This window comes from Rhodoferax sp. P2_H8_2 (assembly GCF_056403235.1).
On record NZ_JBFUFW010000002.1, the window covers coordinates 583,034 to 596,196 of the forward strand.

At 61.0% G+C, this 13,163-nt stretch carries 12 protein-coding genes, 1 tRNA gene and 1 pseudogene; 11 read left to right on the forward strand and 3 right to left on the reverse strand.

Features of this window, described 5'->3' with window-relative positions; translation table 11 throughout:
• Positions 1-3,483 carry a hybrid sensor histidine kinase/response regulator gene (locus AC1DV6_RS05670; protein WP_477975946.1) on the reverse strand — a complete coding sequence of 1,161 codons (3,483 nt, stop codon included), beginning with the start codon at positions 3,481-3,483 and terminating at the stop codon, positions 1-3.
• 51 nt (positions 3,484-3,534) lie between these two features.
• Between AC1DV6_RS05670 and AC1DV6_RS05675 the strand changes: the two genes are divergently transcribed.
• The 10 genes from AC1DV6_RS05675 (at position 3,535) to AC1DV6_RS05720 (ending at position 11,003) form a co-directional block, all read left to right on the forward strand.
• Positions 3,535-3,837, forward strand: coding sequence for an urease subunit gamma (locus AC1DV6_RS05675; RefSeq protein ID WP_477975948.1), 303 nt, complete (start codon positions 3,535-3,537; stop codon positions 3,835-3,837).
• Between the two features lie 39 nt (positions 3,838-3,876).
• Complete coding sequence (locus AC1DV6_RS05680) at positions 3,877-4,470, forward strand: HupE/UreJ family protein (protein WP_477975950.1); 594 nt, start codon at positions 3,877-3,879, stop codon at positions 4,468-4,470.
• Between the two features lie 10 nt (positions 4,471-4,480).
• Positions 4,481-4,786 (forward strand): urease subunit beta, encoded by a 306-nt coding sequence (locus tag AC1DV6_RS05685; protein ID WP_477975951.1) that lies wholly within the window; start codon positions 4,481-4,483, stop codon positions 4,784-4,786.
• 1 nt (position 4,787) lies between these two features.
• Positions 4,788-6,506, forward strand: a complete 1,719-nt coding sequence (ureC, locus tag AC1DV6_RS05690) for an urease subunit alpha (RefSeq protein WP_477975953.1) — start codon at positions 4,788-4,790, stop codon at positions 6,504-6,506.
• A gap of 4 nt (positions 6,507-6,510) precedes the next feature.
• A complete protein-coding gene (locus tag AC1DV6_RS05695) occupies positions 6,511-7,002 on the forward strand; it encodes a GNAT family N-acetyltransferase (RefSeq protein WP_477975955.1) in 492 nt (163 codons plus the stop codon).
• A 62-nt stretch (positions 7,003-7,064) separates the two neighbouring features.
• The gene (locus AC1DV6_RS05700) at positions 7,065-8,306 is read left to right on the forward strand and encodes a serine hydrolase domain-containing protein (protein ID WP_477975957.1); all 1,242 of its coding nucleotides are present in this window, start codon (positions 7,065-7,067) and stop codon (positions 8,304-8,306) included.
• A 9-nt stretch (positions 8,307-8,315) separates the two neighbouring features.
• Entirely contained in the window at positions 8,316-8,951 is a 636-nt protein-coding gene (gene ureE / locus AC1DV6_RS05705; protein ID WP_477975959.1) for an urease accessory protein UreE, read from the forward strand.
• Between the two features lie 12 nt (positions 8,952-8,963).
• Complete coding sequence (locus AC1DV6_RS05710) at positions 8,964-9,641, forward strand: urease accessory protein UreF (protein ID WP_477975961.1); 678 nt, start codon at positions 8,964-8,966, stop codon at positions 9,639-9,641.
• Positions 9,642-9,699: 58 nt separating this feature from the next.
• Entirely contained in the window at positions 9,700-10,359 is a 660-nt protein-coding gene (ureG, locus tag AC1DV6_RS05715) for an urease accessory protein UreG (protein WP_477975963.1), read from the forward strand.
• A 74-nt stretch (positions 10,360-10,433) separates the two neighbouring features.
• A complete protein-coding gene (locus AC1DV6_RS05720; RefSeq protein ID WP_477975964.1) occupies positions 10,434-11,003 on the forward strand; it encodes a DUF4124 domain-containing protein in 570 nt (189 codons plus the stop codon).
• A gap of 36 nt (positions 11,004-11,039) precedes the next feature.
• Here the strand turns inward: AC1DV6_RS05720 and AC1DV6_RS05725 are convergent, their stop codons facing one another.
• On the reverse strand, positions 11,040-11,837 hold the full coding sequence (locus AC1DV6_RS05725) for an esterase/lipase family protein (protein ID WP_477975966.1): 798 nt from the start codon (positions 11,835-11,837) through the stop codon (positions 11,040-11,042).
• 114 nt (positions 11,838-11,951) lie between these two features.
• Here AC1DV6_RS05725 and AC1DV6_RS05730 point away from each other — a divergent pair.
• Positions 11,952-12,041: transfer RNA gene (locus tag AC1DV6_RS05730), tRNA-Ser, on the forward strand.
• An 876-nt stretch (positions 12,042-12,917) separates the two neighbouring features.
• Here the strand turns inward: AC1DV6_RS05730 and AC1DV6_RS05735 are convergent.
• Positions 12,918-13,163: pseudogene (locus AC1DV6_RS05735) on the reverse strand (IS21 family transposase); the annotation flags it as partial.

Here is a 13,163-nt window from a genome sequence, read left to right on the forward strand (position 1 = left end):
TCAGTGGATGGGCGCAACATCGAGCGTTTTTTGCAATTGCGCGAGCATGGTTTCAAACTGGTACTGGCGCGCCAGTTTGTCCATCGCACCCACAAACGCCTCGCAATCCGGATGTGCATGCGCAATCGATTCCAGCTGGTTCATCACGCCGCGGTAATAGCCCAGCCGCACCAACTCTTGCAACGCCAACAACTCGGCGCGCGGCGGTGCGTGCAGCTCTGTGACCACAGGTGCGGGCGTGGAGCTTGGTGGAATGGCTGCGGTATCCAACCACACCAATTCCAGCTTCCGCTCCAGCCAGTCCAGCAGCTCCGAATGCCGCACCGGCTTGACGATGAAATCCTCCGGCGGCAGGCCCAGGCCGTTGTCCAGGCCGCGGTCAAACGCATTGGCCGAGACGATAGCCACATGGGTTTGTGCCAAGCCCAGCGCGCGCACGCGGCGCAAGGTCTCCCAACCATCAATGCCTGGCATCGCCAGATCCAGCAGCAGTACATCCGGCACTAGCCCAGCTGCCAACAAATCGAGGCAGTCGTGGCCGCTGGCTGCGGTGCGCACTTCAAAGCCCAAGGGTGTCAGCAGTTGCACCAGCAAATCGCGGTCTGCCTCTTCGTTGTCCACCACCAGAATCTTGCGGCGCACGCCCGCATAACCGCGCCGCGCTTTGGCGGCAGGCACAGCCGCGCGCTCCGGCGCACCCGACACTGGCACATGCAACTCCGGCAAGAACAAACGCACCTGGAAAATGGAGCCTTGCCCTGGTTCGCTGGTCACAATCAGTTCGCCGCCCATCAGATCGGTCAGCATCTTCGCGATCGTCAGCCCCAGCCCCGAACCCGTTGTGCCCGCAGGGCCTGTTGCTGCGCTGTCGCCGCGCGTAAAGGGCTCGAAGATGCGCTCCAGTTCCTGCGCCGACATACCCGGCCCGGTGTCCAGAATTTCAATATGCGCCATCTCGCGCGCATAGCGAAGGCGCAATGTCACGCCACCGCTCTGCGTGAACTTGATCGCATTGCCCAGCAGGTTGAACACGATCTGCCGCACGCGCTTTTCGTCCGCGCGCACCCAGTCCGGGATGCTGCCGCGCACTTCGTAATCAAACGACAAGCCCTTGTCGGACGCTTGCAACTCGAACATGCTGGCGATTTCGTGCATGCCATCGGCAAAGCGCATGGGTTTGACATTCAGCGTGAGCTTGCCGGACTCGATATGCGCCATGTCCAGCGTGCCTTCAATCAAAGAGAGCAAATGCTCGCCGCCGCGCTTGATCACGCTGACCGCTTGTTTGCGGTGCGGCGGAATCGCGGCGTCTTCGCCCATCAATTGCGCGTAACCCAAAATGCTGTTGAGCGGCGTGCGCAGCTCGTGACTGATCGCGCTGATGTAGCGGCTCTTGGCCTGGTTTGCGTGTTCGGCCGCCCGCTTGGCCTGCTGCAGTGCTTCGTCCGTCTGGCGGTGCGATTCGATTTCCTGCATCAGCAAGTGCGTTTGCCGGTTCGATTCTTCCTGCGCCACCTGCCGGCTCTTGTGCGCCAGAACCAGCCACCACGCGCCTATGCACGAGAGCACCAGCAGCGCCGCAAACGCCTTGCCAAAACCGGAGCGCAAAGCCTCCTGCACCGCCGTCGCATCACCCGCCATGCTGCCCAGCGCTGCCAGCTCCTGCCGGTAGAACATCGCGAACACCGTCGCCAGCAGCGGCACGATCACACCAAGCAACAACAAGAAGTGCCCCAGCCCCGAATCCAGATACGGCCAGGTGCGCTTGGGCAACAGCCAGCGCAATGTTGCCGACCATTGCGACGACAGACTCGCATGCGGCTTGCAGGCGTCGCCGCAGCGCGCGTCCAGCGTGCAGCAGAGCGAACAGATCGGCCCCTGGTAGGCGGGGCAATGCGCCATGTCCGGACCTTCGTATTCGCGCTCGCAGATGACGCAGCGGTGTACGGCCAGTTTTTCAGCAAACGCGGGTGCAGTCTCAGTGCGGGCAATGTAGTAGCGGCCTTTGGTCGCCCACGCTATCGCCGGGGCGGCGATCAGCGCAGTGATCATCGCAATCACCGCCGAAAACGCCTGCGCCAACGGACCGAAGAAACCCAGATGCGCTGCAATCGACAACCCAGACGCCAACGCCATCGCGCCCACGCCCACCGGGTTGATGTCGTACAAATAGGCGCGCTTGAACTCAATGCCTTTGGGCGACAGGCCCAGCGGCTTGTTGATCACCAGATCGGCTACCACCGCCATGATCCACGCGATCGCGATATTCGAATACAGCCCCAGCACCTCGCCCAGCGCCTGGAACACATTCATCTCCATCAGCATGAAGGCGATCAGGCTGTTGAACAGCACCCACACCACGCGCCCCGGGTGGCTGTGCGTAAGCCGGGAGAAAAAATTACTCCAGGCCAGCGACCCGGCGTAGGCGTTTGTGACGTTAATCTTGAGTTGTGACACGACCACAAAAATAGCCGTAGCCGCGACCGCCCAGCCCAGCACCGGGAACACATACTCATAGGCAGCTAGGTACATCTGGTTCGGGTCCACCGCCCTGTCGCTGGGCACGCTATGGCCCATCGCCAGATACGCCAGAAACGCGCCGCCCAGCATCTTCAACACGCCGGGAACGATCCAACCGGGGCCACCGACCAACACCGCGGCCCACCAGCGCTTGCGGTTGGCCGCCGTCTTTTGTGGCATGAAGCGCAGGTAATCGGCTTGCTCGCCCATTTGCGTGATCAATGCGATGCCCACGGTTAGCGCAGCACCAAACAAGTGCACGTCAAACGCGCCGCCCTTGCCGGATTCACCAGCATAGTGCGTGATGCCCGCAAATGCGGCGGGGTCGCGCACCGCCACAAACGCATAGGGCACGACCAGCATCAACAGCCACAGCCCCTGCGTCCAGACCTGCAAGGCGCTGATCGCCGACACGCCGTGGCTGACCAACGGAATCACCACCAGCGCGCAGATCAGGTAGCCCCAGGTCGGCGGTATGTCCAGCGCCAGCTCCAGCGCGTAGGCCATCACCGCCGCCTCCAGCGCAAAGAAGATGAAGGTGAAAGACGCGTAGATCAGCGAGGTCAGCGTCGAGCCTATGTAGCCAAACCCGGCACCGCGAGTCAGCAAATCCATGTCCACGCCATGGCGGGCGGCGTAAATGCTGATCGGCAAGCCCGCCAGAAGAATGATCAGTCCGGTCGCCAGAATGGCCCACAGTGCATTGACAAACCCGTACTGCACCAACAGCGTGGCGCCGACCGCCTCCAGGATCAGGAAGGATGCCGCGCCAAAGGCCGTATGCGCCACGCGCCACTCCGACCATTTGCGAAACCGCTGCGGCGTGAAGCGCAGCGCATAGTCCTCCATGGTTTCCCGCGCCACCCAGTTGTTGTAGTCGCGCCGAATCTTCACCACGCGCTGCGGTGGGCTGAAGGAACTGGGCGGGGGAGGCAGGTCGCTGTGCACTGGCTGAAAGTGCACTTTCTATGCCATCACTCCCCCATAGGGCACGGCACTTGCTATAACTCTTCCATGGAACTCACACCTAGAGAGAAAGACAAGCTGCTGATCTTCACCGCCGCGCTCCTGGCCGAGCGGCGCAAAGCCCGCGGCCTGAAGCTCAACTACCCAGAATCCATCGCGCTGATCAGCGCCGCCGTGATGGAGGGCGCACGCGACGGCAAGACCGTGGCGCAGTTGATGAGCGAGGGCCGTGCCGTGCTGACCCGCGCCGATGTAATGGATGGCATCGCCGAGATGATTCCAGACATCCAGGTTGAAGCTACCTTCCCCGACGGCACCAAGCTGGTCACCGTGCACCAACCCATTGTCTGAACGCGATTGTTTTAAAAGACTATTTTTCGGAGACTTTTCATGCGCACCCCCAACCGATCCGCTCTGTTTTTGATAGCTGCTTGCGCAATATCTGCGAGCGCCAGAGCCCATACCGGCCATGGAACCCATAGCCTGATGGAAGGCCTTACCCATCCTTTTGGCCTGGACCATTTGCTGGCCATGGTGGCGGTGGGGGTCTGGTCGGTGAATGCCCTGCCTGACAACAAGGTCTGGCAAGGGCCTGCCACATTCATGCTGGCGCTGGTCGTCAGTGCGGTTTTGGGCGCCAGCGGCGTGACGCTGCCCTACCTGGAACACGCGGTTGCGCTGTCGGTGGTTCTTTTTGGCGCGATGCTGGTTTTCGCCACCAAGCCCATACCCAAGTCTCTCGGTCTGGGGCTGATCGCCGCCGCGGCCTCGCTACACGGCCTAGCGCACGGAGCCGAGGCGCCAGACACCGGATTCATGGGCTACGCCGCTGGCTTCCTGCTGACCACCGGCGTGCTGCACATCGGCGGCGTCACCGTCGGCCTCTCTGTGCGCCGCTGGCTGGCAGAACGCAGCACCACCGTCCTCGCCAGCATGGGCACGCTGCTCGGCTTCACGGGCCTCTACCTGTTCACACAGGTCTGAGGGTCACACCATGATCCCCGGCGAAATTCTTTGCGACGAAGGCGAACACCCGCTCAACACGGGCCGCCGCACGTTGACGGTCGTGGTCACAAACACCGCAGACCGGCCTATTCAAGTCGGCTCGCATTACCACTTTGCCGAAACCAACGGCGCGCTGGGGTTTGACCGCGCTGCCGCGCAGGGCATGCGGCTGAACATCGCGTCTGGCTCGGCCGTGCGCTTTGAGCCAGGCCAACAGCGCACGGTAGAGCTGGTGGACTTCAGTGGCGACCGCATCGTTTACGGCTTTCGCGGTTTAGTGCAAGGGAAGCTTTGATATGGCAACGATTGGACGCCGCGCCTACGCGGAAATCTTTGGCCCCACGGTCGGCGACCGCGTGCGTCTGGCCGACACCGGCTTGCTGATCGAGGTCGAGAAGGACTACACGCTAGCCGCAGGCAGCTACGGCGAAGAAGTGAAGTTTGGCGGTGGCAAGACGATTCGCGACGGCATGGCGCAGAGCCAGCGCACGCGCTACGAAGGCGCGGTCGACTGCGTGATGACCAACGCACTGATCCTGGACCACTGGGGCATCGTCAAGGCCGACATCGGTTTGAAGGGTGGCCGCATCGTCGCCATCGGCAAAGCGGGCAACCCGGACACGCAACCGGGCGTGGACATCATCATCGGCCCGGGCACCGAGGTCATCAGCTGCGAAGGCAACATCGTCACTGCCGGTGGCATCGACAGCCACATCCATTTCATCTGCCCGCAGCAAATCGAAGAGGCCATGGCCAGCGGCGTGACCACAATGCTGGGCGGCGGCACCGGCCCTGCGACCGGAACCTTTGCCACGACATCCACACCCGGCCCGTGGAACATCGAGCGCATGCTGCAAGCGGCCGACGCGTTCCCGATGAACCTGGGCTTTCTGGGCAAAGGCAACGCCTCATTGCCCGCCGCGCTGCACGAGCAAATCCAGGCGGGCGTGATCGGCCTGAAGCTGCACGAAGACTGGGGCACAACGCCCGCGGCGATCAGCAACTGCCTGGACGTAGCCGATGAAACCGACACGCAAGTTGCGATCCATTCCGACACGTTGAACGAGTCCGGCTTTGTCGAAGACACCATCGCGGCTACCAAGGGCCGCGGCCTGTGCGCCTTCCACACCGAAGGGGCGGGCGGCGGGCACGCACCCGACATCCTGCGCGTCGTGGGCCAGGCGAACTTTCTACCCAGCTCGACGAATCCGACGATGCCGTACACCGTCAACACGCTGGACGAGCATGTGGACATGCTGATGGTGTGCCACCATCTGGACGCGGGCATTGCCGAAGACCTGGCGTTTGCCGAGAGCCGTATCCGCAAGGAAACCATCGCCGCCGAAGACATCCTGCACGACCTGGGCGCGATCAGCATGATGAGCAGCGACAGCCAGGCCATGGGCCGCGTCGGCGAAGTCATCATCCGCACCTGGCAAACTGCCCACAAGATGAAAGCGCAGCGCGGCACATTGCCCGAAGACTCCGTGCGCAACGACAACTTCCGCGCCAAACGCTACATCGCCAAGTACACGATCAACCCCGCGATCTCGCACGGCATCAGCCACGAAGTCGGCAGCATCGAAGTTGGCAAGTGGGCCGATCTGGTGGTGTGGAAACCAGCCTTCTTCGGAGCCAAGCCCGCACTGATCATCAAAGGCGGCTTCATCGCGTATGCAGCGATGGGCGACCCGAATGCGTCTATCCCGACGCCGCAGCCTGTGCACTACCGCCCGATGTTCGGCGCGTACGGTGGCGCCGTTGCCAAAGGCTCGTTCACGTTCGTGTCTCAAGCCGGTTTGAATGCAGGCATCAAAGAGCGCTTTGGCCTCGCCAAGAACATCACTGCCGTGAAAAACGTGCGCGGCATCCGCAAGCAGCACATGGTCCACAACAGCTACCTGCCGGTGATGGAGATTGATGCGCAGACCTACAGCGTTCGCGCCGACGGCCAACTGCTGACTTGCGAGCCGGCAGTCAGCCTGCCGCTCGCGCAACGCTATTTCCTGTTTTGAGCTTATGTCTGCCCTGCCACTGCACATCCGACTGGATGACTTAAGCGACCCGCGCATTGCCATTTTTCTGGAAGAGCATTTGCAGGACATGCGGGCCACGTCGCCGCCCGAGAGCGTGCATGCGCTGGATCTCTCCAAGCTGCGTGACCCCGGCGTGCATTTCTGGTCGGCCTGGTTGCCGGCAGGGACTGGCAACTTGGATGGCAGGCTGGTCGGCACTGGCGCGATCAAGCGCCTGGATGCGCAACATGCAGAACTGAAATCGATGCGCACCGCCGCAACACTTCGCGGCATGGGCATCGCCAAACAGGTGTTGCTGCATATCGTCGAACAAGCCCGCGCGCTCGGGTTTCAGCGCCTGAGCCTGGAGACCGGCACCCAGTCCTTCTTCGCGCCCGCACACAGCCTCTATCTCGCGCACGGCTTCGAGCCCTGCGGCCCGTTTGGCAGCTACACGCTGGACCCGAACAGCCGTTACCTGACGATGGCCTTGTAGCGGATCGGGGCCACGTGCCCTCTGCGCCACAATCAGCCATCTTCACTGCATAGCCACCGCCCATGCTTCGTGTCTCCGTTTTCTGCCTTGCCTGCGCTCTGGCCTGCAGCGTCAGCCTTGCCGCCCCAGACGAAGACCTGCTGGGCAAAGCCGCTGGCTATCCCGTCGCACCTAAATTGGCGCAAGCTTTTCAGGAGCCCTTCCGCGTGGGTTCGTTCAGCGCGATGGACAGTATCTCGCCGCACTGCGTGCTCGAACCTTCGGCACAGCCCCAGCCATTGCCCAAGGCATCTAGCGAGCCCGCCCTTCGCTACAAGTACGACGGTAAAGCGCTGACGCTGGACGACTACATGCAACGCCAGCGCGCTACCGCGGTGCTGGTCTTGCACGACGGGCAGATCGTCGCTGAGCGCAGCAACTACGACCGTAAACCCGAACAACGCCTGCTGTCCAACTCAATGGCCAAAACCATCGTGGCGCTGGGCATAGGCAAGGCGCTGGAGGAAGGCCGCATCCGCTCACTGGAAGACACCGCTGCCACCTACGCGCCCCAACTCGCGGGCACCTTGTATGGCGAAACCAAGCTGATCAACCTGATGCGTATGGCCTCTGGTGCGCAGTTTGTCGAAGATTATTCCGGCAAGGACGATCTCGCGCGTTTCAACCAGGCGGCCCGCACCGGCGGCATTGCCGCCGGTGCCAAAGTCATCACCGAACGTGTGGCAACCGAGGGCACGCTGTTCAACTACGCCAGTGCCGAAACCCAGATGCTGGGTCTGGCGCTGCGCGGCGCGACGGGACAGACGCTGTGCCAGTACATCGGCGAAAAACTCTGGCAACCGCTGGGCGCAGAAGCGCGCGCCACCTGGCTGACCAACCCTGTCGACAAAGTCGAGCAATCTGCTGGCAACTTCAATGCCACCGTGCACGACTACGCACGTTTGGGGCTGCTGCTGGCCAACGACGGCGTGCGCGACGGCAAAGTAGTGATCGCCAAAGACTACCTGCTGCGCATGACCGACGCCAGCCAGCAGCCACCCCAATTCCGCCCCGGCACGATGCAGAACAAGGGCAGCACCTACGTGGGCTACGGCTTGCAAACCTGGCTGTGGCCGGGCAGCCACCGCCGCTTCGTGCTGCTTGGCATTTATGGGCAAGCCATTTTTGTAGACCCCGAGCTCAAACTCGTCATCGTGCACATGGCCGTCGCCAAAGACGCCTCGGGCGACGCCAGCGGCACCCACATGGGCGTCGAGCGCAGCGCGCTGTGGCGCGGCATAGTTGCTGCTTACGGCAATTGGTAAGGAACACTCATGCTTCAAGTCTCCAAATGCATCCCCCAAGGCCAGGGCCTCGCGCCTGTGCTGCTTAAACGCGCATCCACCGTCGAACTCGACTGGGACGTGCGCCAAAAGAGCCGCTTTGACGCGACCGACTCTCTGGGCCGGGCGCTGGGCATCTTTCTGCCCCGCGGCACCGCGGTGCGCGGCGGCGATGTGCTGCTGGCCGAAGATGGCTCGCTGATCAAGGTGGTCGCCGCGCCCCAATCGGTATTGAAGATCACGCATTGCACCGAGCACGGCACGCCCTACGATCTGATACGCGCGGCCTACCACCTGGGCAATCGCCATGTACCCATTGAGTTGAAGCCTGACCACCTGAAGATTGAGCCGGATCACGTGTTGGCCGACATGCTGCGCGCGATGCACCTGATCGTCAATGCGGTGGACGAAGCGTTTGAGCCGGAGAACGGCGCGTATGCGACGGGCGGACATACGGGCGGCCACGCGCACGGTGGACATGGCCACAGCCATGGCGACCACGACCACAGTGACCATGACCATAGCCACGCGCATCCTCCAGCCAAATCCAAGCTCGCCTCCATCCCTATTGCAGCAGCCCCCGCCGCGCCCCACGTGCACGGCCCGGGCTGCGGACACAACCACTAGGCAACGCCCACCATGCTCGATAGCAGCCTGATGCAATTGATGTGGCTGGCCTCACCGGCCTTGCCCATTGGTGGGTTTTCATACTCTGAATGCCTGGAAGCAGCCGTAGATACCGCACGAGCCGCTACAGAAAGTGAAGCATCCGCCTGGTTGGTCGATCAACTGCACCTGAGCCTGTCGCGCTCCGATCTGCCCGCCGTGGCGCAAGCCATCCCCGCCTGGCGTGATGGCGACAACGCGCGCATCGCCGAACTGAACACCTGGGTTTTGCAAACCCGCGAGAGCAGCGAACTGCGTGCGCAAACCGAACAAATGGGCAAGAGCCTGCTGGAATGGCTGCGCAACCACACGACTGCCACGCCTGCGCAAATCGCCGTACTGGCAGGCCAGGCGCCCACCTACCCCATCGCCTACGCACTCGCCGCCAGCGCCACGCAAGCACCGGTGCGCGAATGCCTGCTGGCCTACGCCTTTGGCTGGGCCGAGAACATGACGCAAGCGGCGATCAAGTCCGTACCGCTGGGTCAAAGCGCGGGGCAACGCATCCTGTCCGCGCTCACCGCCGAAATCCCTAGCGCGATTGACCACGCCTTGAGTGTGACCGACGACAACCGGCAAGCCTTCTCCCCAATGCTGGCCATTCTGAGCAGCCAGCACGAAGTTCAATATTCAAGGCTTTTCAGATCGTAATTGGCCCCCAAGGCGCATAAAACGTGCGTAAGCAGCTCCTCTATTTATAGCAACCACCATGTCCACACTGCACCACATCCCCAACCGCACCAAGAACCTGCCACCCCTGCGCGTGGGCATCGGCGGCCCGGTCGGCTCCGGCAAGACCACGCTCTTGGAAATGCTGTGCAAGGCGATGCGCGAGCAATACGACCTGGTCGCGATCACCAACGATATCTACACCAAGGAAGACCAGCGCCTGCTGACCGTCAGTGGCGCGCTGCCTGCGGACCGCATCATGGGCGTGGAGACCGGCGGCTGCCCGCACACCGCGATCCGCGAAGACTGCTCGATCAATCTGGAGGCGATTGACCGAATGCTGGAAGACCACCCCAACGCGGACATCGTGTTTGTAGAGAGCGGCGGCGACAACCTGGCCGCAACCTTCAGCCCCGAGCTCTCTGACCTGACGATTTACGTGATCGACGTAGCAGCGGGCGAGAAGATTCCGCGCAAGGGCGGCCCCGGCATCACCAAGAGCGATTTGTTCGTCATCAACAAGACAGATCTCGCGCCGTACGTGGGCGCGAACCTGGATGTAATGCATGCCGACACCACCCGCATGCGCACGACGCCCAAAGGCTTGAAGCCTTTTGTGATGACCAACCTGAAAACGCTCAGCGGCTTGCAGGATGTGATCAGCTTCATTGAAGTGCGAGGAATGCTGCGACCTGCCTAGCGCTGGCATTTTGGTACCTGCGTGGTAACCCGCAGTCTCTAGAATCCGCCATTCAATATCAAGGAAGGTAAGGGATGAAGCGTCAATTCGTCTTTGCAGTTTTAGTTGGCTTGCTGCAGCTCAGCACCACCGCGTGTCTCGCGCAGGGCGTCTTCAAATGGGTCGACGCTGACGGCAAGGTCCACTACGGCTCACAACCGCCTCCCGAACAAAAGGCAACGGAGCCGGTGAAGATACGCAGCGAGACCAGTTTCGGTGGTAACAACTACGGCCCCTCCGCAAAGTCCGAGTACAACGCCGACGGCACCAAAAAAATCCCGAAAGAGGTCGAGGAGTTTCGCGATGGTGCGATCAAGGCGTTAAAAAAAGTGGACTCCAAGAAGGAAGGTTTGTCGTGTGCAACTGCGGTGGAGAACGTACAGTCCCAGTTCGACAGCATGATTGAAGTCGGGCAGCGCAACACCAAGGACGGTTATATCTCAGCCTCTGAATACGAAGCCACTGCAGCCAAACTTCGCAAAGCAAAATCTGAAACTACCTTGGGCGAATGCGAGTCATCAACGGGTAACAAGCGCGCGTTTTTTCAATGCATGTCCAGTGATCGCAACCACATACTCGGCTGCTCGAGCCAGCACCCGTTCTGATTCGCAGAGGCCCTTGCGCCCCAGGACTTGAATCCTTTAGTGGATATTCGTATCCGGAATCAGCGAAGGACGGCACGGGCCGGGTTTCGCCAGCCGCTCGGCCACAATGCGCAACACGGACGGGTTCCACACCATGCCGATGTGGCTGCTGCGCACTTCCACATCCTGCGCAACCTGTGCATCTTCATCGCCGTGGCGGCATGTCTGCCAGGCCACCACGCCGTCGGTGCGGCTGTAGATGGATAGCGTTGGCACCTTGGGTGCGCGGCGCAAGCGCTGGCACAGTCTTTCATCAATTTTGGGCTCGGCGCCACTGAGTTTGCGGTACAGCCATCCGACATTGGTGTAGTCCGCCTCGGCGTTGAAGGGCGTGCCCATCGTGATCACCTGGCGCACGCCGCCGCCAAGCAGCTTGGCCACTTCGCGGGCGTAGACGCCGCCCAAACTCCAGCCGATCAGCGTCGCGCTTTGCTTATGCTCGCCTAACATGGCGGCAACGTCCTTTGCCAGATCGGCCAGCCAGGCATGCACATCGCCTTGTGGCCCACGGTTCAAGCCGCGGCCCCAGTTCAAGGCCGTATAGCCCAAAGACTCGCAATGCTCGCGCAGCGTAGCGACCGAAGAAGGGCCTGCGCCCAAGCCCGGGAAGATCACCACAGGATGACCGTCGCCAACGCGGGCGGCGGGCTCGCGCAACAGCATCCACTTGTGGCTGACAAGCTCTAACGCCGCACGCAAAGGCTCGGTACCCAAAAGCGCCAGCGAGGGGCGGCAAATGGGCTCCATGGCAGTTGGCGCGGCGGTGGTTGAGGTGTTAAGGCTCGAATTCATCATGGAGCCTATGATCCGCCGCCTGCGTCCTACAGACCATAGGCTTGAGTCGCGATTGCTTGTAGGACAAGGCCGCAGAAAGAGGGTACCCAGTGCCTCAGTTACACTTGAGGGCATGGAAGCTTGGCCGAGCGGTTTAAGGCACCGGTCTTGAAAACCGGCGAGGGTTTATCCCCTCCGTGAGTTCGAATCTCACAGCTTCCGCCAAATTTGTTGTGTCCCTAGACCCAAAAGCGTGCCGCTTCGGAACGCTTATGCTTCCTAAAACGTTCGTCAGTGATATGCACCTCTAGGAAGCGCTCATCTTTTGAGCAAAAATCTCCTCCTAGGTAGCTAAAAACACAAATTTGTTGGTTCTGGCGGAATGGTTATGTGGTGCTGCGGCACGGTTATGTTTCCTCCCGGGCACGAGCGTGCAGACGGGCTCTTCTAGTCGAATCGACCTGACGTCCATCCATATCTGCGTGGACTCAAAAAAGCATTTGCACCGTTGCTGCACGGTATGCGTATTATTTGAGGAAGCATTGACTGAGCGCGCGTGCAAATGTATGTCGCAGACATTTCCAGGAGCTTGCTTAGTCAGGGAGACTTTCGACGGGATTTTTTCTCTGGAAAGTATTCATCAGGAGTGCTAGGAAGATACTTCGCGAGCTGCGTCAATTCAGAAGCCAAACGCGCAATCCGATCACGAGGTGAGAGGGGGGGCTCAGATTGCTCCATATACAACGAGTGCTGCCCTTCGTTCCAGTGAGATCGATTTCGGGCCTGGAACGTGAAGGAAGTCGATACGTATGGAATGAGCTCAACTTGAAGCTCACTTGCGTGACCGATTTTTCCGGCCATTCCTTCAAGACCGGTACGTGCAACGATTTTTAGCTCGGTGTATGCAATATCAGCAATTGGGGGAGCCAGCTTGTCTTCCACTCGGAGCAGGTCCCGCATCAACCGGAACCCCAAACCGTTGTGTAGCGACAGAATTTCTTTCGGATGCTGCAGAGTGGCATAGAGCGCATACCAAACAAGCAATTCCGGCCGATCAATACTTCGCAATACCTCCAAATGCTCAAGAGAGCCAGGGGCTGTGTGGAGTTGCTTCAAATTGCGCCGCTGTTTCCGCGATTTCGTGACCTCCATTCCTAGCCACAAAGCCAGCTTCTCGGCGTAGGGATCGAGCTTGCTGGACCGGGTTTGGCTTGCGTACTTAGGCTCACTCTCGTCGGATCGCAGGTACTTCTTCACGGTGTTGCGAGCCAGGCCTGTACGCCTGGAAATCTCACGGATGGACATCTGTTCTCGCAGTGCCCAACGTCTGATGACATTCAATGTCGC

Coding starts and splice junctions, on each gene's coding strand:
- ureC (WP_477975953.1), top strand. CDS start 4,788: ATGGCAACGATTGGACGCCGCGCCTACGCGGAAATCTTTGGCCCCACG.
- AC1DV6_RS05725 (WP_477975966.1), bottom strand. CDS start 11,837: ATGATGAATTCGAGCCTTAACACCTCAACCACCGCCGCGCCAACTGCC.
- ureG (WP_477975963.1), top strand. CDS start 9,700: ATGTCCACACTGCACCACATCCCCAACCGCACCAAGAACCTGCCACCC.
- AC1DV6_RS05720 (WP_477975964.1), top strand. CDS start 10,434: ATGAAGCGTCAATTCGTCTTTGCAGTTTTAGTTGGCTTGCTGCAGCTC.
- ureE (WP_477975959.1), top strand. CDS start 8,316: ATGCTTCAAGTCTCCAAATGCATCCCCCAAGGCCAGGGCCTCGCGCCT.
- AC1DV6_RS05700 (WP_477975957.1), top strand. CDS start 7,065: ATGCTTCGTGTCTCCGTTTTCTGCCTTGCCTGCGCTCTGGCCTGCAGC.
- AC1DV6_RS05695 (WP_477975955.1), top strand. CDS start 6,511: ATGTCTGCCCTGCCACTGCACATCCGACTGGATGACTTAAGCGACCCG.
- AC1DV6_RS05680 (WP_477975950.1), top strand. CDS start 3,877: ATGCGCACCCCCAACCGATCCGCTCTGTTTTTGATAGCTGCTTGCGCA.
- AC1DV6_RS05685 (WP_477975951.1), top strand. CDS start 4,481: ATGATCCCCGGCGAAATTCTTTGCGACGAAGGCGAACACCCGCTCAAC.
- AC1DV6_RS05710 (WP_477975961.1), top strand. CDS start 8,964: ATGCTCGATAGCAGCCTGATGCAATTGATGTGGCTGGCCTCACCGGCC.
- AC1DV6_RS05675 (WP_477975948.1), top strand. CDS start 3,535: ATGGAACTCACACCTAGAGAGAAAGACAAGCTGCTGATCTTCACCGCC.